This window comes from Mycobacterium sp. ACS4054 (genome assembly GCF_001667275.1).
GTDB lineage: Bacteria > Actinomycetota > Actinomycetes > Mycobacteriales > Mycobacteriaceae > Mycobacterium.
The window spans coordinates 17,037-38,254 of record NZ_LZHV01000052.1 but is presented as its reverse complement, the minus strand read 5'-3'; the positions used below and the strand labels follow the sequence as shown (position 1 = coordinate 38,254).

The 21,218-nt window shown below is 70.6% G+C and carries 17 protein-coding genes and 1 tRNA gene; 10 read left to right on the top strand and 8 right to left on the bottom strand.

Going from position 1 to position 21,218, the window contains the following annotated elements; genetic code table 11:
- Window positions 1-267 precede the first annotated feature (267 nt).
- Complete coding sequence (locus tag A5730_RS14325) at window positions 268-2,583, bottom strand: DEAD/DEAH box helicase (RefSeq protein WP_067901499.1); 2,316 nt, start codon at window positions 2,581-2,583, stop codon at window positions 268-270.
- Window positions 2,584-2,833: 250 nt separating this feature from the next.
- Between A5730_RS14325 and cspA the strand changes: the two genes are divergently transcribed.
- The 3 genes from cspA to topA all read left to right on the top strand — a co-directional run bounded on the left by cspA (window position 2,834) and on the right by topA (window position 6,775).
- Window positions 2,834-3,037, top strand: coding sequence for a cold shock protein CspA (cspA, locus tag A5730_RS14320; RefSeq protein WP_007166602.1), 204 nt, complete (start codon window positions 2,834-2,836; stop codon window positions 3,035-3,037).
- A gap of 146 nt (window positions 3,038-3,183) precedes the next feature.
- On the top strand, window positions 3,184-3,774 hold the full coding sequence (locus A5730_RS14315; RefSeq protein ID WP_067901345.1) for a hypothetical protein: 591 nt from the start codon (window positions 3,184-3,186) through the stop codon (window positions 3,772-3,774).
- Between the two features lie 193 nt (window positions 3,775-3,967).
- A complete protein-coding gene (topA, locus tag A5730_RS14310) occupies window positions 3,968-6,775 on the top strand; it encodes a type I DNA topoisomerase (RefSeq protein ID WP_067901342.1) in 2,808 nt (935 codons plus the stop codon).
- A 5-nt stretch (window positions 6,776-6,780) separates the two neighbouring features.
- Here topA and A5730_RS14305 read toward each other — a convergent pair whose 3' ends face one another.
- Window positions 6,781-8,463 carry an adenylate/guanylate cyclase domain-containing protein gene (locus A5730_RS14305; RefSeq protein ID WP_156745807.1) on the bottom strand — a complete coding sequence of 561 codons (1,683 nt, stop codon included), beginning with the start codon at window positions 8,461-8,463 and terminating at the stop codon, window positions 6,781-6,783.
- Window positions 8,464-8,569: 106 nt separating this feature from the next.
- On the opposite strand from A5730_RS14305, the gene A5730_RS14300 reads away from it, so the two are divergent.
- Entirely contained in the window at window positions 8,570-9,778 is a 1,209-nt protein-coding gene (locus A5730_RS14300; RefSeq protein ID WP_067901331.1) for a DNA polymerase III subunit delta', read from the top strand.
- A 42-nt stretch (window positions 9,779-9,820) separates the two neighbouring features.
- Window positions 9,821-9,896, top strand: a tRNA-Thr gene (locus tag A5730_RS14295).
- Between the two features lie 186 nt (window positions 9,897-10,082).
- On the opposite strand, the gene A5730_RS14290 is transcribed toward A5730_RS14295, so the two are convergent.
- The gene (locus tag A5730_RS14290) at window positions 10,083-11,891 is read right to left on the bottom strand and encodes a hypothetical protein (protein WP_197506256.1); all 1,809 of its coding nucleotides are present in this window, start codon (window positions 11,889-11,891) and stop codon (window positions 10,083-10,085) included.
- Here A5730_RS14290 and A5730_RS14285 point away from each other — a divergent pair.
- Entirely contained in the window at window positions 11,857-12,801 is a 945-nt protein-coding gene (locus A5730_RS14285) for an NAD-dependent epimerase/dehydratase family protein (RefSeq protein WP_156745806.1), read from the top strand. The two genes, A5730_RS14290 and A5730_RS14285, sit on opposite strands and share 35 nt — an antisense overlap.
- Before the next feature lie 138 nt (window positions 12,802-12,939).
- On the opposite strand, the gene A5730_RS14280 is transcribed toward A5730_RS14285, so the two are convergent.
- From A5730_RS14280 to A5730_RS14270, 3 genes are read right to left on the bottom strand one after another with little or no spacing between them, the layout of a single operon-like run.
- The gene (locus A5730_RS14280) at window positions 12,940-13,299 is read right to left on the bottom strand and encodes a DUF2304 domain-containing protein (RefSeq protein WP_067901325.1); all 360 of its coding nucleotides are present in this window, start codon (window positions 13,297-13,299) and stop codon (window positions 12,940-12,942) included.
- Entirely contained in the window at window positions 13,296-13,997 is a 702-nt protein-coding gene (locus A5730_RS14275) for a glycosyltransferase family 2 protein (RefSeq protein ID WP_067901322.1), read from the bottom strand. The genes A5730_RS14280 and A5730_RS14275 overlap by 4 nt, the downstream gene beginning before the upstream one ends.
- Before the next feature lie 23 nt (window positions 13,998-14,020).
- On the bottom strand, window positions 14,021-15,292 hold the full coding sequence (locus A5730_RS14270) for a hypothetical protein (RefSeq protein WP_067901319.1): 1,272 nt from the start codon (window positions 15,290-15,292) through the stop codon (window positions 14,021-14,023).
- Window positions 15,293-15,382: 90 nt separating this feature from the next.
- On the opposite strand from A5730_RS14270, the gene A5730_RS14265 reads away from it, so the two are divergent.
- Window positions 15,383-16,468, top strand: a complete 1,086-nt coding sequence (locus A5730_RS14265; RefSeq protein ID WP_067901316.1) for a DUF475 domain-containing protein — start codon at window positions 15,383-15,385, stop codon at window positions 16,466-16,468.
- Here A5730_RS14265 and A5730_RS14260 read toward each other — a convergent pair.
- Both A5730_RS14260 and A5730_RS14255 read right to left on the bottom strand, forming a co-directional pair.
- Window positions 16,465-17,157: a hypothetical protein gene (locus A5730_RS14260; RefSeq protein ID WP_067901313.1), complete on the bottom strand. Its 693-nt coding sequence runs from the start codon at window positions 17,155-17,157 to the stop codon at window positions 16,465-16,467. The two genes, A5730_RS14265 and A5730_RS14260, sit on opposite strands and share 4 nt — an antisense overlap.
- A 67-nt stretch (window positions 17,158-17,224) precedes the next feature.
- Window positions 17,225-17,713 (bottom strand): inorganic diphosphatase, encoded by a 489-nt coding sequence (locus A5730_RS14255; protein ID WP_067901310.1) that lies wholly within the window; start codon window positions 17,711-17,713, stop codon window positions 17,225-17,227.
- A gap of 114 nt (window positions 17,714-17,827) precedes the next feature.
- Here A5730_RS14255 and dacB point away from each other — a divergent pair, with 114 nt between their 5' ends.
- From dacB to tilS, 3 genes are read left to right on the top strand one after another with little or no spacing between them, the layout of a single operon-like run.
- Window positions 17,828-19,213 carry a D-alanyl-D-alanine carboxypeptidase/D-alanyl-D-alanine-endopeptidase gene (gene dacB, locus A5730_RS14250; protein WP_067901308.1) on the top strand — a complete coding sequence of 462 codons (1,386 nt, stop codon included), beginning with the start codon at window positions 17,828-17,830 and terminating at the stop codon, window positions 19,211-19,213.
- Window positions 19,210-20,268, top strand: a complete 1,059-nt coding sequence (locus A5730_RS14245) for a zinc-dependent metalloprotease (protein ID WP_067901493.1) — start codon at window positions 19,210-19,212, stop codon at window positions 20,266-20,268. Before dacB ends, A5730_RS14245 begins: the two co-directional genes overlap by 4 nt.
- Complete coding sequence (gene tilS / locus A5730_RS14240) at window positions 20,247-21,209, top strand: tRNA lysidine(34) synthetase TilS (RefSeq protein ID WP_067901304.1); 963 nt, start codon at window positions 20,247-20,249, stop codon at window positions 21,207-21,209. Before A5730_RS14245 ends, tilS begins: the two co-directional genes overlap by 22 nt.
- The last annotated feature ends 9 nt before the right edge of the window (window positions 21,210-21,218 follow it).

The following is a 21,218-nucleotide window of genomic DNA, read 5'->3' as shown; positions in this document are numbered from 1 at the left end:
GCGGCTCCCGGGATGCGATATCGCGCTCTGCGGCAAAGCCTTCGGGCTTGTGGGTGCGCCGATGAGCTTGCCATGCCGCAGCGGGCTTGGTAGTTTGCTGCTGCGCCCGCGCATTCGGGCTGTGAACCGCTCATCGATGAGCGTTCGCTGGCCGGCGCGTAGCGCGCCCGCATTTCGTGAGCAGCAGGAAATGCTTTCGGCGCGGGCGGCACAGCGCGCATCCGTGGAATCGACCGTCGAGGGGTCGGTCGTCATCCGCGGGGTTGCTCAGGAACCGTCGAGCTCCGCGAGGACCAGCCGCAGCACGCGCACCGCGCCAGCCTTGTCGAGCGGGTCGTTGCCGTTGCCGCACTTGGGTGATTGCACGCACGACGGACACCCGCGTGGGCATTCACATGCCTCGATGGCGGCGGCGGTCGCGCCCAACCAGGTACTCACCCGGCGATAGCCGCGTTCGGCGAAACCGGCGCCGCCCGGATAGCCGTCGTACACGAAGACGCTGGGCAGCCCGGCCGGGTCCGGTCCCACGGCGGTGGACAAGCCGCCGATGTCGCCACGATCGCAGCTGGCCACCAGCGGCAGCAGGCCGATCGCGGCGTGCTCGGCGGCGTGCAGCGAACCCGGGATCCGAGGTGCGTCAATCCCCTTGCGCGCCAACGCCTCCTCCGTGATGGTGTACATCACCGCGGTGGTCGCCAGCGTGTGTTCGGGCATGTCCAACTCGATGAAGTCGATCACCTCCCCGGACAGCCGGCGGCGCAGATACCCCACCACCTGGTGGGTGACGGTCACCGGCACCAGGCCCAGGGTGACCGGTCCGAACTGCTTGCGCTCCCCGGTGCCGGTGACGGCGATGTCGGTGATCTCCCGCGCGAACGTCGCGTAACCGGGGTCCTCGGCGTGCACGAACGCGATCGCGTCCTCGAGGTCCAGCGAGTCGACGACGTAGCTTTCGCCCTGATGCAGGTAGACGGCGCCCGGGTGCACCGACGCCGGGGCCTGACCGACACCGGTGCTGCCCAGCAACCGCCCGGTGTCGGCCTCGACGATGACGATCTGGCCGCCCGCCGAGCCCCGGATGTCCACCGCCCCATGCGGTTCGAGGCCGGCCGCGGGAAAGTACTTGCCGTTGCGGCGACGCAGCAGCCCGTCGTCGACCAGGCCCTCGGCCACCTCGATGGCGCCGAAGTCACGCACCTCGGCCTCGTCGAGCGGCATTTCGGTTGCGGCGCAGAGCAATTGGGGTCCGAGGAGGTAAGGGTTGGCTGGGTCGATCACCACCCGTTCCACGGGCTTGCCCAGCAGCGCGGCCGGGTTGTGCACCAGAAACGTGTCCAGCGGGTCGTCGCGGGCGATCAGCACCACCAACGCCCCCTGCCCGCGGCGGCCCGCCCGGCCCGCCTGCTGCCAGAACGAGGCGACCGTCCCGGGGAACCCGGCGAGCACCACGGCGTCCAGCCCCGCGATGTCGACGCCCAGCTCCAGGGCATTCGTGGTGGCCAGGCCGCGCAGCCGGCCCTCGGCGAGGGCGCGCTCGAGCGCCGTCCGGTCCTCGGCGAGATAGCCGGCCCGATACGACGCCACCTTGCCGGAGAGATCCGGGGCGATCTCGTCCAGCCGGGCCTGGGTGCCCAGCGCGGTCAACTCCGCGGCGCGGCGCGACCGGACGAACGTCAGCGTTTGCGCCCCCTCGGCGACCAGGTCCGCCATCACCCGCGCCGCCTCCGCCCCGGCGGAGCGGCGCACCGGCGCGCCGTTTTCGCCGAGCAGATCCGCCCGCAGCGCCGGCTCCCACAGCGCCACCGTCCGGGCGCCCTGCGGCGATCCGTCCTCGGTGACCTCCTCGACCGGAAGCCCGATCAGCTCGGCGGCCGTCGCGCCCGGCGCGTCGGTCGTCGCGCTGGCGAAGATCACCGTGGGCGCCGAAGAGTAGCGCGCGCACAGCCGCAGCAACCGGCGCAGCACCATCGCCACGTTGGACCCGAAAACCCCGCGGTAGTAATGGCATTCGTCGACGATCACGAACCGAAGGCCCCGCAGCAGCACGGCCCAGCGGGCATGGTTGCGCAGGATCGACAGGTGGATCATGTCGGGATTGGAGAACAACCAGCGGGACCGCTCTCGCGCGAAGCGGCGGACTTCCGGGGGGCTGTCGCCGTCGTAGGCGGTGGGAGCCACGTCGTGGCAGCGCGGGATGGCGGCCGTCAACGCGTGCGCGGCGCGCAATTGGTCGTGGCCCAGCGCCTTGGTCGGGGACAGGTACAGCACGCGGGCGCGCGGGTCGGTGGCCAGCGCGTTGAGGATGGGCAGCTGATAGGCCAACGACTTGCCCGACGCGGTCCCGGTGCTCACCACCACGTGCCGGCCGGCGTGCGCCAGTTCCGCGGCCGCCGACTGGTGTGACCAGGGGGAACCGACGCCGCGGGCGGTGAAGGCGCGCACCACGTCGGGCTCGGCCCACGCCGGCCAACTGTGCGGCCTGCCGCTTCGCGGCGGCAGCTCGGCGACGTGGCGCAGCGGGTGCTCGTCGGGGGCGGTACCGGCGAGCGCGGCGGCGAGCAGCTCGCTGCCGAAACTCGCCAAGTTCACACCCTCCTTACACGGCTCCGGGGCGCAAGTCTGTCGCCGAAGCGACGAACATGGTTGACTATTTGCGGTCGCAGCTTCTGTGTTCGTGTCAAACTTTCGCAGGATCTATCGTTGCGGCCGCGGTTCCTGCGAGGTTAATCGGTCGGGTGAAGTTCCGGCGACTGAGCGAGGTATGGCGGTCGTACCAGGCCCGGGGCATCGAAAAGCGATGCCCCGCACCCAGAAGAAAAGGAAAGATCGAGAGATGCCACAGGGAACTGTGAAGTGGTTCAACGCGGAGAAGGGCTTCGGGTTCATTGCCCCCGAAGACGGCTCCGCTGACGTGTTTGTCCACTACACGGAGATCCAGGGTTCGGGCTTCCGCACCCTCGAAGAAAACCAGAAGGTCGAGTTCGAAATCGGCCACAGCCCTAAGGGCCCCCAGGCCACCGGAGTCCGCTCCGTCTAGGACGAGCCGACTCTCAACGGACCCCCCGTGCAGTCCCGCCCAGCGGGCCCGCCGGGGGGTTTTCGTATTGCGGCTAAGCTCGCGAAACCGTCGCCGCGCCGGTTGGTTCAAGACGCGGATGGTCGACCTGGCCTACTGTCGTTGGCGTGAGCCAGCTTTCCTTCTTCACAGCGGAGTCGGTGCCGCCCGCGGTCGCCGATCTGTCCGGGGTGCTGGCGGCTTCCGGCCAGATCGTGATGGTCGGCGGTCCCGAGGCGCAGGGCGCGCGGCTGTCCGTGGTGGTGGATCAGCCGTGGCGCGCCGAGGCGCTGGCCGAGATGATCCGCGAGGCGGGGCTGGAACCCGAGATCGGTCGCACCGACGAGGACACCCCGCTGGTGCGGACCGCGGTCACGGCGTCCTTGGTCGGTTTGGCCGCCGAATGGACGCGCGGCGCGGTGAAGACCGTGCCGCCGCGCTGGCTGCCCGGGCCCCGCGAATTACGGGCGTGGACACTGGCGGCCGGTCACCCCGAGGGCGACCATTACCTGTTGGGCCTGGATCCCCACGCGCCCGACACCCATTCCCCGCTGGCGTCGGCTTTGATGCGGGTCGGAATCGCCCCGACATTGATCGGCACCCGCGGAGGGCGCCCGGCGCTTCGGATCAGCGGCCGCCGCCGGCTATCGCGCCTGGTAGAGAACGTGGGCGACGCGCCGGACGGCGTTGACGCGACACCGGTCTGGCCGCGGGTATAACCGCGGAAAAACATTTGCGGTTGCGGCGGCCGGTTTGCGCAGTCGCGGCCAAGGGTGCGAAATTGTCAGGTGCCCGAAGGCGAAGGAACGCTGGCGTATCTGAATTTCCCCGGAATTTCTGACGCCGGCCTGTCATTCTTCTGCGGGGCGGCCCCGCAGGGGGGCCCAGACCAAGGATGGAGCGTAAGCGTAGTTGGCCGACCCGAATCTCACGGACCGCGAAAGCGGCCGGACTGGGAGCCGTAGGCGACTCGTCATCGTCGAGTCGCCGACCAAGGCGCGCAAACTGGCCGGCTACCTGGGCTCCAACTACATCGTCGAATCCTCCCGCGGCCACATCCGCGACCTGCCCCGCGCCGCCGCCGACGTGCCGGCGAAATACAAGTCCGAGCCCTGGGCCCGGCTGGGCGTCAACGTCGACCATGACTTCGAGCCGCTCTACATCATCAGCCCGGAGAAGAAGAGCACGGTCAGCGAACTGAAGGGCCTGCTGAAGGGCGTCGACGAGCTCTATCTCGCCACGGATGGCGACCGCGAGGGCGAAGCCATCGCCTGGCACCTGCTGGAAACCCTGAAGCCGAACATCCCGGTCAAGCGGATGGTGTTCCACGAGATCACCGAGCCGGCCATCCTCGAGGCTGCCGAAAACCCCCGTGACCTGGACATCGACCTGGTCGACGCGCAGGAGACCCGCCGCATCCTGGATCGGCTGTACGGCTACGAGGTCAGCCCGGTGCTGTGGAAGAAGGTCGCGCCCAAGCTGTCCGCGGGCCGGGTCCAGTCGGTGGCCACGCGCATCATCGTGCAGCGGGAACGCGACCGCATGGCGTTCCGCAGCGCCTCCTACTGGGACATCCTGGCCCGGCTGGACGCCAGCGTGTCCGACGCAGCGGCCTCCCCGCCCACGTTCACCGCCCGGCTCTCCGGTGTCGACGGCCTGCGCGTGGCGACGGGCCGCGACTTCGACTCGCTGGGCCAGCTGCGCAAGGCCGACGAGGTCATCGTCCTGGACGAGGCCCAGGCCACGGAGCTGGCCACCGGCCTGCGCGGGGCCCAGCTGGCCGTCGCCTCGGTGGAGGAGAAGCCCTACACCCGCCGGCCCTACGCCCCGTTCATGACGTCGACGCTGCAGCAGGAGGCCGGCCGCAAGCTGCGGTTCTCCTCGGAGCGCACCATGAGCATCGCGCAGCGGCTCTACGAGAACGGCTACATCACCTATATGCGCACCGACTCGACGACGCTGTCGCAGTCGGCCATCAACGCCGCCCGCACGCAGGCGCGTCAGCTCTACGGCGAGGAATATGTCTCGCCGTCGCCGCGCCAGTACACCCGCAAGGTGAAGAACGCGCAGGAGGCGCACGAGGCCATCCGGCCCGCCGGTGAGACGTTCGCCACTCCCGACGCGGTGCGCCGCGAGCTCGACGGCGACGAGTTCCGGCTCTACGAGCTGATCTGGCAGCGCACGGTGGCCTCGCAGATGGCCGACGCGCGCGGCACGACGCTGAGCCTGCGGATCGGCGGCCAGTCGGGCGGGCGCGATGTCGTGTTCTCGGCCAGCGGCCGCACCATCACCTTTGCCGGCTTCTTGAAGGCCTACGTGGAAACGGTCGACGAATTGGCGGGCGGCGAGGCCGACGACGCCGAGAGCCGGCTGCCGCAGCTGACGCAGGGCCAGCGGCTGGACGCGATCGAGCTCACGCCCGACGGCCACGCCACCAACCCGCCGGCGCGCTACACCGAGGCGTCGCTGGTCAAGGCGCTCGAGGAGCTGGGCATCGGCCGCCCGTCGACGTACTCGTCGATCATCAAGACCATCCAGGACCGCGGCTACGTGCACAAGAAGGGCAGCGCGCTGGTGCCGTCCTGGGTCGCGTTCGCCGTAACCGGTTTGCTGGAGCAGCATTTCGGCCGGCTGGTCGATTACGACTTCACCGCCGCGATGGAAGACGAGCTCGACGCGATCGCGTCGGGGCAGGAGCGGCGCACCGACTGGCTCAACCGCTTCTACTTCGGCGGCGAACACGGCGTGGCCGATTCGGTGGCCCGCTCCGGCGGCCTGAAGAAGCTCGTCGGCGTCAACCTCGAAGGCATCGACGCCCGAGAAGTCAACTCCATCAAGCTGTTTGACGACGATCAGGGTCGTCCCGTGTACGTCCGGGTGGGCAAGAACGGGCCTTACCTGGAACGCATGGTCGCGGGCGACCCCGATGAACCCAGCGGCGAGCTTAAACCTCAGCGCGCCAACCTCAACGACTCGCTGACGCCCGACGAGCTGACGCTGGAGGTGGCCGAGCAGCTGTTCGCCACGCCGCAAGAGGGGCGCACGTTGGGGGTCGACCCGGAAACCGGGCACGAGATCGTCGCCAAGGACGGCCGGTACGGGCCGTACGTGACCGAGATCCTGCCCGAACCCCCCGGCGAGGACGACGGCGGCGCCCCGGCGAAGAAGGGCAAGAAACCGACCGGCCCCAAGCCGCGCACCGGGTCGCTGCTGCGCAGCATGGACCTGCAAACGGTCACCCTCGACGACGCGCTGAAGCTGCTGTCGCTGCCCCGGGTGGTCGGTGTGGACCCGCAGACCGGCGAGGAGATCACCGCGCAGAACGGTCGCTACGGCCCATACCTGAAGCGCGGCACCGACTCTCGCTCGCTGTCCACCGAGGACCAGATCTTCGAGATCACCCTGGACGAGGCGCTGAAGATCTACGCCGAGCCCAAACGCCGCGGCAGGCAGGCCGCGGCCGCGCCGCCGTTGCGCGAGCTGGGCGCCGACCCGGCGACCGGCAAGCCGATGGTGATCAAGGACGGCCGATTCGGGCCCTACGTCACCGACGGCGAGACCAACGCGAGTTTGCGCAAGGGCGACGACGTCCTGTCGATCACCGACGAACGCGCCGCCGAACTGCTGGCCGACCGTCGGGCGCGTGGCCCGGTGAAGCGTCCGGCGAAGAAGTCCGCCCGCAAGAAGGCCCCGGCGAAGAAGGCCGCCAAGCGCAACTAGCCCGGCTAGAAGCCCGGGCCGATCGCCTCGCTGGGCACCTCCTCGGGCGCCCGGACGGGCTGGGGTTGCTGGGGCTCCGGGGATCCGGCCAGATGCACGGGCCGGGCCAGCTGGGTGGGGGCGGTGCGCCCGCGCAGTTCGACGACCTCGCCGACATCCCAGCACAGGGCCTCGGCGTCCAGCGCGCCGCTGACCGCGATCGCCGACGCCAGCACGTGGCCGGGCTCGAGTTTGGCCAGCTCGGTCAGCCGGGCGGCCTCGTTGACCGGGTCGCCGATGACCGTGTACTCGAAGCGGGCCTGCGCGCCGATGTGCCCGGCGATCGCCCTGCCCGCCGACACCCCGATCCCGAACTCCGCCGAGCCGATCACCGGGAGCAGCTCGTCGTGCAGCTCGCGGGCCGCGGCGAGCGCGCCGCCCGAAGCGTCGGGGTGTTCGATCGGCGCGCCGAAGATGGCCAGCGCCGCGTCGCCCTGGAACTTGTTCACGAAACCGCCGTGCCGGCCCACGGTTTCGACGACCACCCGGAAGAACTCGTTGAGCAGGTGGACCACCTCGGCGGGCGGTCGCGTCGACGCGAGCTTGGTGGAGCCGACCAGGTCGACGAACAGGACCGCGACGTGGCGCTCCTGACCACCCAGCTCGGTGCCGCGCTCCAGCGCCCGGCGGGCCACGTCCTCACCCACGTAGCGGCCGAACAGGTCGCGCAGCCGCTGCCGCTCGGACAGGTCACGCACCATGTCGTTGAAGCCCGCCTGCAGCAGGCCCAGCTCGCTGGCGTCGTAGATCTGCATGTGGGCGTTGTAGTTTCCGCGCTGCACCTCCGACAGCGCCCAGCGCAGCTGGCGCAGCGGGTCGGCGATCGACATGGCCACCAGCAGGGTGCTGACGAAGCCGATGCCCAGCGCCGCCAGCGCCAGCAACAGGATGGGGGTGAACAGCTTCTCCGGGGTGGCGTGCAGCAGGGACGCCTTGTCCGCCATCACGGCCAGCACGATCGCCAGCACCGGCACGGCGGTGGACAGCATCCACGTCAGGATCTGGCGCAGGATGACGCCGGGGGCCTGGACGTTCTCGGGCACGCCGCTGCGCAGAGCCGCCACGGCCACCGGCCGCAGCACCCGTTCGGACTGCAGGTAGCCGATGATGGCGGTCGCCGCGGCGCCGAGCCCGGTGGCGACGGCCACGACCGGCGCGGCGAACCGGGCCACCGACCAGCTGGCGATGATGAACACCACGCCGCCGATGCACCAGGCCACCATGCTGATCAGCGTGCGGTAGAACGGCATCCGCAGGGCGCGGCTGCGGGCCAGCTCGGTGGCGGCCGGGTCCGCCTCGGCGAGCAGGTTGTCGCGGCGCTGCCAGCGGAAAACCGGCATCAGCAGCTTCAGGTTGACCATCCAGCCGGCCAGGAACAGCACCACCAGGGCGATCGCGAACACCGCCAGGTTGAGCACGGGCAGGTCCTGCAGCTGGATGCGGTCCTCGGGGGGCAGCGCGTAGCGCAGGAAGCCGAGCACGAAGAGGGCGCCGATGATGTCGGCCTGCAGCATGCTCAGCGAGAACAGCGGCCACGGGGTGCGCACTACCCACCGGACGAATCCGCTGATCCGCCCGGGCAGTGCTGCCGGTGTTGCCACGATCCCACCGTATCGGTCGGCAGTGACTCTTCGGAAACTTCCAACCATCCCACCGCGGCGCCCGACCGGCCGAAAAGGGGGGAAATGTAACGGGATTGTCGCGATACGGTGGCCGATCGGTATCTGTCGGCGGGGGTGGCTAATGTTGCCTGTGATGTCCGGGGTGTTTACGCGGCTGGTAGGCCAGGACGTGGTGACGGCCGAGCTGCTCGCGGCCGCCAGGGCGGCCCGCGGTGACTTGGTTCACAGCGATGCAGGCGCCGGGACTATGACACATGCGTGGCTGATCACGGGTCCTCCGGGGTCGGGCCGCTCGGTCGCGGCGCTGTGCTTCGCGGCCGCGCTGCAGTGCACCTCCGACGGGGAACCCGGGTGCGGGCAATGTCGGGCGTGCACCACGACGATGGCCGGCACCCACGCCGACGTGCGCCGGGTCGTGCCCGAGGGGCTGTCCATCGGTGTCGACGAGATGCGCGGCATCGTGCAGATCGCGTCGCGGCGCCCGGCCACCGGGCACCGCCAGATCGTGGTGATCGAGGACGCCGACCGGCTGACCGAGGGCGCGGCCAACGCGCTGCTCAAGGTCGTCGAGGAGCCGCCGCCGTCGACGGTGTTCCTGCTGTGCGCGCCGTCGGTGGACCCCGAGGACATCGCCATCACGCTGCGTTCCCGCTGCCGGCACGTCGCGCTGGTCACCCCGCCGACCGAGGCGATCGCGCGCGTGCTGATCGACAGCGACGGCCTGACCCCCGAGACCGCGAACTGGGCGGCATCGGTCAGCGGCGGCCACGTGGGCCGGGCGCGGCGGCTGGCGACCGACGCCGAGGCGCGGGCGCGCCGCGAGCGGGCGCTGGCCCTGGTCCGCGACGCCGCGACGCCGTCGCGGGCCTATGCCGCCGCTGAGGAGCTGGTGGCCGCGGCCGAAACCGAGGCGGTGGTGCTCACCGCGGACCGCGCCGAGGCCGAGACCGAGGAGCTGCGGACGGCCCTGGGCGCCGGCGGCACCGGCAAGGGCACCGCCGGGGCGCTGCGGGGTGCCACCGGCGCGATGAAAGACCTCGAACGGCGCCAGAAGTCGCGCCAGACCCGGGCATCGCGCGACGCCCTGGACCGGGCGCTGATCGACCTGGCGACCTATTTCCGTGATGCGCTCATGGTCTCCGCGGGGGCGGGGTCGGTGCGGCCCAACCACCCGGACATGGCCGAGCGGGTGTCGGCGCTGGCCGTGCACGCGTCGCCGCAGCGGCTGCTGCGCTGCATCGAGGCGGTGCTTCAGTGCCGCGAGGCGCTGGCGATCAACGTCAAGCCCAAGTTCGCCGTCGACGCCATGGTGGCCACCTTCGGCCAGGAGCTGCGGGATTGATTTCGCCGTGTCCCGGCCGCTGCCGTAGACTCGTGCCGCCGTGCCGCCTTAGCTCAGTCGGTAGAGCGATTCACTCGTAATGAATAGGTCAGGAGTTCGATTCTCCTAGGCGGCTCCACAGTTTCACCCGGTGCGCCGGTCGGCCGTTTCCCGTTCCGCCGGCCCGGGTAGGCACACGCAAAGATCCCGCCCGGACGGAGAACCGCGTGACCACCGCCGAACAGCCGCCACCAGAAGGCGACCAACAACCCCCGCAAGCCACCGACGGCGACGACGACAATTCGACCGAAGAACGCGAAGACGGCTAGGCCGGCGCCAGGAAGCCCACCGGACCCGACGCGATGCACAACGCCAGCGCGGTGGTGTTGGCCCGCACGGTGATCGCGTCGCCGGCGCCGGGTAACCGGGCGAAGACGCGGTTGAGCCCGGGATGCACGGGGACCTTGACGTCGGGCCCCTGCGTCAGCGACAGCGTCATCGTGCCGTCGCTGTTGGCCAGGTAGTTGATTTCAACGGTCCAGTCGGCGGGCAATAGCGGCCCGTCGAGCACCAACCGCGCCGGCTTGTCCGGTTGCGCGAAGTACCCGCATTGCGGCATGGGTCCCGGCGCGATGGTCCGCACCCAGGTCACCCGCGCCTTGATTAGCCGACCCGCGCTGTCCAGCATGCGCAATTGCGTTGTGGCCGGGGCAAATTCGGGCCTGTCCCGCAGCAGGGCGAACATGTGGCTGGCCAGGTTCTCGGGTGCCGCCACCCGCTGCAGCACCATCGGGTCGACCTCCTGATCCAGCAGCGGCGCCGTGGAGGCCGCGTTCGCCGCGGCCAAACCCGCCCGCGCGTTCTGCAGATAGGGCTGGGCCGGATTGTCCCGCCAGCTCGTCAAGAACGTGGCCGTCGAATAGAGGCTGCTGGCCACGAACAACACCGCCAAAGCCAGTGTCACCACGGCACGTTTGGGTGAGGCGTCCAGCCAGCGCGGCCCGGCGGGCCGGTTCGGCGCACAGAACGCCACCGCGGCCAGCAGCGCCAGCACGAAGACGAGATCCGGGAAATAGCGCAGGGTTTGGGCCAGCTCCAGCGCGGTCTGCTTCGACGAGCGCATCAAATAGATCGGCACCTGGCAGGCGACGGCATAGCCGGCCGCGGTCAGCCACACCGGCGCGATGCGCCGCTTGCGCACCAGGGAGACCGCCAGGGCGCCGGCCAGCACCAGCCAGCCCAGCGCCATCACCGCCGGCGGCGGGGTGGCCCACGGCGAGGCCGGCGCCCACCGGTCCCAGTGCCATGGACCCCCGGCCAGCCCCGGGACGATGCCGTGCGTGACCGACCGCGCCAGCAGGTCCGCCGTCATCGCCAGGTCGGTGCTCCACCGTCGCTGGTTCACCACGGCCACATACAGCGCGATCCAGCCCGCCGTCACCGTCAGGGCCGGGATCCACAGCCGCAGCCCGGCCCGCCACACCGTCCGCAGCGCCGCCCGATCACCCTGGACGTGGCGCAGCAGCGCGGCCACCGCGAACGCGACGAACGGGATCACCGCGGCCTTTTCGAAGAACAGCAGCCCGCCGAAATAGACCACCGTCCCGGTCAGCGCGTAACGCCGGTCGCCGGTGCGCACCAGCTGGACGGCGTCGCCGCACACCCAGGCCAGCGCGGCCAGCATCGGCAGCGAGTTCAGCGCCGCGGCCCACCAGGCGAAGCCCGGCACGGCCAGCGGCGTGAACATCGCGAACGTCAGCGGGATCAACAGCACCGGCCGCCAGCCGAGGATGACGTGCAACGCCCGCAGCAGCGCCAGCGAGGCCAGCAGCTGCAGCACCACCAGGCTGATTGCGGGGACCGTCCAATTCAGCGGGGCCAGCCGGATGATGGCCCCACCGACCAGAAACGCACCCGGCATGACGTGACCGTCGTGGTCGTCGAACAGGTACGCCGGCGACAGCAGGTTGTGGGTGCCGGCCTTGCCGATCAGGATCAGGTCGTCCCAATAGAAGTAGCCCCCGAACGCCAGCGCCGCGCGTATTCCCAGCGCAATGGCGATCAGCGCCACGGCCAAACCCACTATGTATGGTGGGCCGGTGCGCGCACTGGTCACCGGGGCAGCCGGATTCATCGGGTCGACGCTAGTCGACCGCCTGTTGGCCGACGGCCACGCGGTGGTGGGGCTGGACAACTTCGCCAGCGGCCGCGCGAGCAACCTCGAGCACCTGGCCGACAACCCGGCGCTCGTCTTCGTCGAGGCGGACATCGTCACCGCCGACCTGCAGGCCATCCTCGACGAGCACCGGCCCGAGGTGGTGTTCCACCTGGCGGCCCAGATCGACGTGCGGCACTCGGTGGCCGACCCGCAATTCGACGCCTCGGTCAACGTCATCGGCACCGTGCGCCTGGCCGAGGCGGCGCGGCTGGCGGGGGTGCGCAAGATCGTGCACACCTCGTCCGGCGGCTCCATCTACGGCACCCCGCCCGAATATCCGACGCCCGAGACCGTGCCGACCGACCCGGCGTCGCCGTATGCCGCGGGGAAGGTGGCCGGGGAGATCTACCTGAACACCTTCCGCCACCTGTACGGCCTGGACTGCTCGCACATCGCGCCGGCCAACGTCTACGGCCCCCGCCAGGACCCGCACGGCGAGGCCGGCGTGGTGGCGATCTTCGCCCAGGCGCTGCTGTCGGGCAAGCCCACCCGGGTGTTCGGCGACGGCGGCAACACCCGCGACTACGTGTTCGTCGACGACGTGGTGGACGCCTTCGTCAAGGCCGCGGGGGAGGCGGGCGGTGGGCAGCGCTTCAACATCGGCACCGGCATCGAAACCTCGGACCGGCAGCTGCATTCGGCGGTGGCGGCGGCCGTCGGCGGGCCCGACGATCCGGAGTTCGCGCCGCCGCGGCTCGGCGACCTGAGGCGGTCCTGCCTCGACATCGGTTTGGCGGAGCGGGTTTTGGGGTGGCGGCCGCGGGTCGGGCTCGACGACGGCGTGCGCCGCACGGTCGAGTACTTCCGTCAGGGCCACACGGCTTGATGCCGAGCTGTGCCACGGCTCGAGTGTGCGTCTAGGGCTTCGAGTGCGTCTAGGGCGGGGAATTCGCAGAAATTCCGCCGTGGGTACACCCGCAATGCCGTCAGCGCACACTCAACCGCGGCGCGCGGCCACACGGGGCTAGACGTTCGACGCAGAGTGCGGAGCGTCGGGCTCCTCGGCGCCCTCGAGCGCGACCGCCCGGGCCAGCCGCGCGTAGCGCAGCTCCAGGTCCTTGAACCGCATGTAGGTGCTCATGGTGGTGAAGCAGAACGCCATGATCAGCGCGTAGAGCATCAGGTCGGTGCCGCGGCGCACCCCGAACCAGTGCGCCACGATCGTGGTGTCGTCGGGCCGGACCACGGCATAGATGCCGGCCAGCACGAAGACGACGTAGCCGACCTTGACCCAGGCCCGCGAGCGCGCGTTCCGCCGCGACCGCAGCAGGTAGACCAGCAGCGCGACGATCGAGCCGATCAGCAGCACCTGGATCCAGTTCATCGTGAAGCCCTCCCTCGCAGGAACCCGTCGAAGATGATGTTGACGCCGTTGAGCAGCGGCTGCCCCTTCGACTTCGAGTAATCGGTGTAGAGCACCTCGACCGGTTGTTCGACGATGCGCCAATGGTTTTCGGCGACCAGCATGATGAACTCGTTGGCGTGGCTCATGCCGCTCATGGTGATGTCCAGCCCGTCGGCGACCTTCTTGTTGAACACCCGCAGCCCATTGTTGGTGTCGGTCAAGCCAAGTCGGCGACCGCGGCGGCTCAGCCGTGCGGCGGTCTGCAGCACCACCCGCTTCACGAACGGCGGTCGGGTCCCGCCGTGCCCGCCGAACCGCGTGCCGATGACGACGTCGACGTCCTCCGCGCACAGCCGGTCGATCATCGCGGCCAGATCCTTGACCCGGTGCTGCCCGTCCCCGTCGAACGTGGCGAACACCTGCGCCCCAGGCTGTTTGCGCGCGTACTCGACGCCGGTCTGGATGGCCGCCCCCTGTCCCAGATTGATCGGGTGGCGCACCAGGTGCGCGCCTGCCCGCCGGGCGATCTCGCCGGTGTCGTCGGCGCTGCCGTCGTCCACGCAGACGACGTTGTCGAACACGGAGCGCACGTCGGCGACCACCTCGCCGATGACGGCGGCTTCGTTGAAGGCGGGGATGACGATCCAGGCGCCCGAGTATTTGGGTTCAGTAACCATCTAGCCCATAAGGTTAGCCAGGATCAGCCGGCTGAGCGCCCGGCGCGCGCCAGCGCCGCCAGATGAACGCCGATTCCGACCACGGGCCCGCACAACAGGGCCACCACGGTGCGGGCCGGCAGGGGCAGCGGTAGCAGCAGCAGCAATCCCGACGCCACCGTGGCGCCGACCCAGCCCAGCGAGTAAGCCCGGTGCAGCGCGGCCGCGACGGCCCCGGCGCCGGTGAGCGTCAGCATGGCGATCGCCACCGCCGCCCCGGTGAGCCAGGCCAACAGCGCACCGCTGGCGTGGTACTGCGGCCCGAACGCGGCCCGCAGCAACCAGGGGCCCACCAGCCCGGCCGCCAGCACCCCGACCGCGCCGACGCCGGCGACGATCGCGGCCGGGGCGACCAGGGCGCGAATCCGGTCGCCGCGTGCGTCGACGAAATGCGCGATCAGGTTGCCCTGCATGGCCGTAAGCGGCACCAGCAGCGGCGCCCGCGTCAACGTCACGGCCAGGATGATCACCCCGCCCTCGGCCCCCAGCTCGTTGCTGGTCAGCTTCAGCAGCACCGGAAACCCCATCACCAGGATCGCGCTGGCGCCGGCGGCGGTGATCGAATGGGCGGCTCCCCGCAGGAAGGTCTGGACGCCGCCGGGCGTCAGCGCCTGGGCGGCGGCCCGGGCCGACGGGGAGACAGCCAGCACCATCACCCACGCGACCGCGCCCGCGACCGTGGCCCACAGGTAGCCGACCAGCCGCCAGCCGAGCAGGACGGTGGCCGCGGCGCCCGCCCCCCGGATGACGGCGTCGGTCGCCATCAGCGCCCCATAGCCTGTCCACCGGTCGGCGCCGGCCAGCATGCCCAACAGGGTGGCGTGCACGCAGAACCCGGCCAGCCCGACGCTGAGCAGCGCCACCGACAGCCAGCGTTGCTCGACGAACACCCGCCCGCTCCACAGCGGGGAGCTGCCCGCGATGACGACGGCCGCGGCCACGCCGACCAGCATGGCGACCCGCAGCGGGTGGGTTCGCGGTTCGTGTCCGGTCGGCGCCGCCGAGTACCGGGCCGACCGGACCTCGCGGGTGGTCTCCTGCAGCAGCCCGAAGGCGGCGCCGGTGACCAGGCCGAACGCCCCCCAGAACACCCCGAACACCGAAAAGCCGCCCGGGGCCAGGTCACGGGCGGCCAGATAGATCACCGCGTAGCCGCACAGCGCGGTCAGCGCCGTCGCGGTGGCCGCCCGGGCGACGCTGCCGCGCGTGATCGGACCGGCGCCGGTCGACGCTGGGGTACCGCCGACTTCGGGCATCGCCACAATTTGAAAATAGTAGGTGCCCGTGGGCGCTGGTCGGCGGCGGCGAGCGGCGTTCGCTATCGTGGGCGGCTGTCGGAAAGGACCTTGGCCGCCTTGCGCATATTCGGGATCTCGCTGTTGGTCTCCGTGGCGGCCCTCGCGGTCGGATACGCCCACGGCGGCCTCAAAGACCTCTTCCTGCTTCTGGTGCTGGCCACCCTCGAGGTGTCGCTGTCGTTCGACAACGCCATCATCAACGCCGCGATCCTCAAGCAGATGAGCCCGTTCTGGCGGCAGATGTTCTTGACCGTCGGGATTCTGATCGCGGTGTTCGGCATGCGGCTGCTCTTCCCGCTGGTGATCGTGTGGGTGACCGCGGGCCTCGATCCGGTCCGCGCGATGCAGTTGGCGCTGAACCCCCCGCCCCACGGCGCGCTGGAATTCCCGGACGGCTCGCCCAGCTACGAAAAACTGATCACCGCCGCGCATCCGCAGATCGCGGCGTTCGGCGGCACGTTCCTGCTGATGCTGTTCTTGGATTTCGTCTTCCACGACCGAGACATCAAGTGGCTCAAGTGGATCGAGATCCCGTTCGCCCGCATCGGGCGGCTGGGCCAGGTGCCGGTGGCGGTCACCGGCGTCGCGCTGATCCTCGTCGGCACGCGGCTGACCCACTCCGGTGGCGAGCGCGCGACCGTGCTCACCGCCGGATTGCTCGGCCTGGTGACGTACCTGGTGGTCAACGGTCTGAGCCGGGCCTTTCGGCCCCCGGACATCGACGCGGTGTCCGCCGGCACGGCGGGCGGCAAGGCCGGCCTGAGCCTGTTCCTCTACCTCGAGGTGCTCGACGCCGCCTTCTCGTTCGACGGGGTCACCGGCGCCTTCGCGATCACCTCGGACCCCGTCGTCATCGCCCTGGGTCTCGGGCTGATCGGGTCGATGTTCGTGCGGTCCATCACGATCTTCCTGGTGAGGCAGGATGCGCTGGACCGGTACGTGTACCTAGAACACGGCGCGCACTGGGCGATCGGTGTGCTGGCGGTGATCATGCTGCTGTCGATCGACCCGGGCTTAGAGGTCCCCGACGCCGTCACCGCCTCCGTGGGCGTGGTGTTCATCGGGGCGGCGCTGGGCTGGAGCGTGCTGCGCAACCGGCGCCAGGCCAGGGCCGCCGCGTCGCCGGCCGGCTAGGCCTCGATCTGGCCCGCGATGCGCCGTTCGATGCTGACCCGCGCGGGCGCCGGCAGCGCGATCAGGCCGTCCAATTCCTTGCTCGCCCGCGCGTAGGCATTCTGGCGTTCCTCGCGGGTGGCGGCGTCGTCCTGCGCCAGGTGTAGCAGGCTCCGGGCCCGCGCCATCCGTTGTTGCTCGTCCGCCGAGAAGTCGCTACGGCGCCGGCGGATCGCCTCGGCCTCGGCGATCTCGAACGCGCTGACGTATTCGTGAACGGCGTCGCGGTATTCGGCCAAGGCGTCCCGGTCGCCGAGCAGGCTCTCGGGCGGTTCCGGCCGCAGCAGGTCCGCGTGCCGCTTGGCCTTGTGAAACGCGACGGTCAGCGGGGCTCGCATGTCGGTCATCATCGGAAAGTCGAGCAGTCGCGCGATGTCGACTTCGTATTCGAGCCACCGCCCGTCGGTGCCGTCATGCGCCGCAACGAGTTTGGCGAGCTCTCGTCGGTCGCTCTCGTGGTTGGTCCGCGCCCGGCCGGAGGCCTCGGCCACCGCGATCTTGGCTTGCTGCTTCAACCGATACCGTTCGAGCCGCCGCTCGGCCCGGCGCTCGTTGGCGGCGGCAATGGCGCGAAGGCCCCCGCCGATCGCGCCGCCCAGCGGAAAAACCAGCCACCAGAAGTTGGCGGCGAAATGCCACACCGGGGTCACCTCGCCAGGATGCCACCGGAAATCGGCGTGCGGTTACGCCGTGAGCGTCACCGCACCTCAGCGGGCGTCAGTGCCCTTCTTTCTTGAACCGCTCGATCGAGCGGTGCACCTCGGCCTCGGCCTCCTCGCGGCCTACCCAGTCGGCGGCCTTCACGAACTTGCCCGGCTCCAAGTCCTTGTAGTGCACGAAGAAGTGCTTGATCACGTCCAGCTCGAACTCCGGAACGTCGCCGATGTCCTTGACCTGGTCCCAGCGGTGGTCGCCGGCGGGCACGCACAGCACCTTGTCGTCGCCGCCTTTTTCGTCGGTCATCCGGAACATGCCCACCGGACGCGCCTCGACGATGACTCCGGGAAAGACCGACTGCGGCAGCAGAACCATCGCGTCCAGCGGGTCGCCGTCTTCGCCGAGGGTGTCCTCGATGAAGCCGTAGTCGGTCGGGTAGCCCATCGAGGTGTACAGGTAGCGGTCCAGACGCACCCGTCCGGTCTCGTGGTCGATCTCGTACTTGTTCCGCTGGCCTTTCAGGATCTCGATGGTCACGTCGAATTGCACTGTGCGCTCCTTAGATCTGGGCGTTTCGCGGTGGTCCCGTCGCGTCGGGGATCACCCTAGTCGAGCCCAGTGCGCCGGATTCGGCAGAATGGGTCGGAGACAGTCAGGAGAGCGATGGGTCCCACTCGCTGGCAAAAATCCACCCAGGTGTTCGTTGGGTTGGCGGTGCTGGCGTTCGTAGCCGCCGTGGTGGCGGCGGCGACGTTTTTCACCTCGGCGGGCCACGGCGGCAACAGCTCGCACGCGCCGATACCGCCTCCGCACGCGCCCGCGGTCAAGCCGGGAATGATCCCGGTCAGCGACTCCGCGGAGACTCCCAACCCCGCCGGGGTGGCGGCCGTGCTGTCGGCCGTGGCGGCCGATCCGAACCTGGGCAGGTTGGGCGGCCGGGTCACGGACGCCATGACGGGCAAAGAGCTTTGGCAGGTGGCGGACGACATGCCGTTCGTGCCGGCCTCGACCAACAAGGTGCTCACGGCGGCCGCGGCCCTGCTGACCCTGGACCATCAGGCCCGGATCAGCACGCGAGTGGTGGCCGGCAGCCAGAACGCCCAGGGGCCCGTGGTGCTGGTCGGTGCGGGTGACCCGGTGCTATCGGCCGCGCCGCCCGGTGTGGACACCTGGTACCGCGGGTCGGCCCGCATCAGCGACCTCGTCGAGCAGGTCCGCCGCAGCGGCGTGACCCCGACCGCCGTGCAGGTCGACACCTCGGCGTTCAGCGGGCCGACGATGGCCCAGGGCTGGGATGCGGCCGACGTCGACAACGGCGACATCGCGCCGATCGAGTCGGTGATGATCGACGCCGGGCGCATCCAGCCGACCACCGTCAACTCCCGGCGGTCCCGCACCCCGGCGCTGGATGCCGGCCGCGAGCTGGCCAAGGCGCTCGGCCTGGATCCCGCCGCGGTGACGATCGCGACCGCGCCGTCGGGCGCGCGGCAGCTGGCCGTCGTGCAGTCGGCGCCGCTGGTCCAGCGGTTGTCGGAGATGATGGACCACTCCGACAACGTGATGGCCGAATGCATCGCCCGCGAGGTGGCGGCCGCCATCAACCGGCCGCGCAGCTTCGCCGGTGCGGCCGACGCGGTGACCAACCGGTTGAGCACCGCGCACGTCGACACCGGCGGCGCCACGCTGATGGATTCCAGCGGGCTCTCGGTGGACGACCGGTTGACCGCCAAGACGCTCGACGGTGTGCTGCAGGCCGCCGCCGGACCCGACCAGCCGACGCTGCGGGCGCTGCTGGACCTGCTGCCGATCGCGGCCGGCAGCGGGACGCTGGCCGACCGTTTCACCGACGCGGCCTCCAACCAGGGGCCGGCCGGCTGGTTGCGCGCCAAGACCGGATCGCTGACCGCCGTCAACGCCCTGGCCGGGGTGCTGACCGACCGCAGCGGACGGGTCCTCACATTCGCCTTCATCTCCAACGCCGCGGGGCCGAACGGCCGCAACGTGATGGACGCGCTGGCCACCAAGCTGTGGTCCTGCGGGTGCGCATGAGCCCGCCCTCGGAGCTGACGCTCGGTACCGCGGTCGACTGGGGATTCGCCGCCACCGTCGGACAACGGCTGGCCCGCCCGGGTCCGGCGGCGAGCGATTACACGCGGCGCCAGGTGATCGACGAGCTCAGCCGCTCGGCCGCCAAGGCCGAACCGCCGGTGCGCGAGGTCACCGGCCTGGTCGCCGAGGGCGCCGTGCCGCCGGCCCGCATCGTCGACCGGCCGGAATGGATCGGCGCGGCGGCCGAGTCGATGCGCGTGATGATGAAGGGGGCCGAGAAACCGCGGGGTTTCTTCACCGGCCGCGTCACCGGCGCGCAGACGGGCGCCGTGCTGGCGTTCGTGTCGTCGGGCATCCTCGGCCAGTACGACCCGTTCGCGAGGGGCCTGGACGCCACCAACGAGGGAAGCCTGCTGCTGGTGTACCCGAACGTGATCGCCGTCGAGCGGCAGCTGCGGGTCGAACCCTCCGATTTCCGGCTGTGGGTCTGCCTGCACGAGGTGACCCACCGGGTGCAGTTCACCGCCAACCGGTGGCTGTCCGACTACATGTCCGAGTCCCTGGCCCTGCTGACGCGGGACGCCGGCGAAGACATCGCGCAGGTGGCGAGCCGGCTCGCGGAGTACGTCCGCAACCGCGGCGACGGATCGGCGGACGGCAACTCGTCGGGCATTGTCGGCTTGGTGCGCGCGGTGCAGTCCGAGCCGCAGCGTCAGGCCCTCGATCGGCTGCTGGTGCTTGGCACGCTGCTGGAGGGCCACGCCGACCACGTGATGGACGCCGTCGGGCCGATGGTGGTGCCGTCGGTGACCACCATCCGCCGTCGATTCGACGAGCGCCGCAACCGCAAACAGCCGCCGCTGCAACGGCTGCTGCGCGCGCTGCTGGGCCTCGACGCCAAACTCAGTCAGTACACCCGGGGCAAGGCGTTCGTCGACCATGTGGTGGGACGGGTCGGGATGGAGCGGTTCAACACCATCTGGACCGGACCCGAGACGCTGCCCCTGCCCGACGAGATCGAAGAACCTCAGCGATGGATCGACAGGGTGCTGTAGGGCAGCTGCGCGCGGCTGTCGAGGCGTTCGTCGAGACCCACGTCGCCACCGTCGAGCGATGGTGCGTGGCGCTGTCGGGCGGACCCGATTCCCTCGCGCTCACCGCGGTGGCGGCGCAGCTGCGGCCGACCACCGCGGTGATCGTCGATCACGGCCTGCAACCCGAGTCGGCCGCGATCGCCGAAACCGCCCGCGAGCAAGCCGTCGCGTTGGGATGCGTTGCCGCACAAGTGGTTCGCGTGCACGTGGGTAACGAGGGCGGCCCCGAGGCGGCCGCCCGCGCCGCCCGTTATGCCGCCTTGAGCGCCTACCACGACGGGCCGGTGCTGCTGGGCCACACGCTCGACGACCAGGCCGAGACGGTGCTGCTGGGGCTGGGCCGGGGGTCGGGCGTGCGGTCGATCGCCGGCATGCGGCCGTACGACTCGCCGTGGGGCCGGCCGTTGTTGGGCGTGCGCCGGGCCGTGACGCACGCCGCCTGCCGCGAGTTGGGCCTGGCCCCTTGGCAGGATCCGCACAACACCGACCGCCGCTTCACCCGGTCCCGGCTGCGCCTGGAGGTGCTGCCGCTGCTGGAGGACGTGCTGGGCGGGGGCGTGGCCGAGGCGCTGGCCCGCACGGCGACCGCGCTGCGCGAGGACACCGAGCTGATCGACACCCTGGCCGCCCAGGCGCTGCCGGGGGCCAAGGAGGGTGCGGGCCTGCGGGCGCAGGCCCTGGCGGCGCTGGCCGCCCCGGTTCGGCGCCGGGTGATCCGCGGCTGGCTCCTGGCCGGTGGCGCAACGGGCCTGACCGACAAGCAGATCCGCGGCGTCGACGCGCTCGTCACCGCGTGGCGCGGGCAGGGCGGGGTGGCGGTCGGATCCGCGCTGCGGGCCGAGCGGTTGATCGCGGGGCGGCGCGACGGCGTCCTGACGCTGTGGCGCGAACCGGTCCGGTAGGCGCAATAC

What these genes read in the sequence shown, in the direction of transcription:
- tilS (WP_067901304.1), top strand. Translation starts at nt 20,247, where the DNA reads ATGGATCGACAGGGTGCTGTAGGGCAGCTGCGCGCGGCTGTCGAGGCG.
- A5730_RS14305 (WP_156745807.1), bottom strand. Translation starts at nt 8,463, where the DNA reads ATGGTTGGAAGTTTCCGAAGAGTCACTGCCGACCGATACGGTGGGATC.
- A5730_RS14280 (WP_067901325.1), bottom strand. Translation starts at nt 13,299, where the DNA reads ATGAACTGGATCCAGGTGCTGCTGATCGGCTCGATCGTCGCGCTGCTG.
- A5730_RS14290 (WP_197506256.1), bottom strand. Translation starts at nt 11,891, where the DNA reads ATGAATCCGGCTGCCCCGGTGACCAGTGCGCGCACCGGCCCACCATAC.
- dacB (WP_067901308.1), top strand. Translation starts at nt 17,828, where the DNA reads ATGGGTCCCACTCGCTGGCAAAAATCCACCCAGGTGTTCGTTGGGTTG.
- A5730_RS14270 (WP_067901319.1), bottom strand. Translation starts at nt 15,292, where the DNA reads ATGCCCGAAGTCGGCGGTACCCCAGCGTCGACCGGCGCCGGTCCGATC.
- cspA (WP_007166602.1), top strand. Translation starts at nt 2,834, where the DNA reads ATGCCACAGGGAACTGTGAAGTGGTTCAACGCGGAGAAGGGCTTCGGG.
- A5730_RS14300 (WP_067901331.1), top strand. Translation starts at nt 8,570, where the DNA reads ATGTCCGGGGTGTTTACGCGGCTGGTAGGCCAGGACGTGGTGACGGCC.
- A5730_RS14245 (WP_067901493.1), top strand. Translation starts at nt 19,210, where the DNA reads ATGAGCCCGCCCTCGGAGCTGACGCTCGGTACCGCGGTCGACTGGGGA.
- A5730_RS14275 (WP_067901322.1), bottom strand. Translation starts at nt 13,997, where the DNA reads ATGGTTACTGAACCCAAATACTCGGGCGCCTGGATCGTCATCCCCGCC.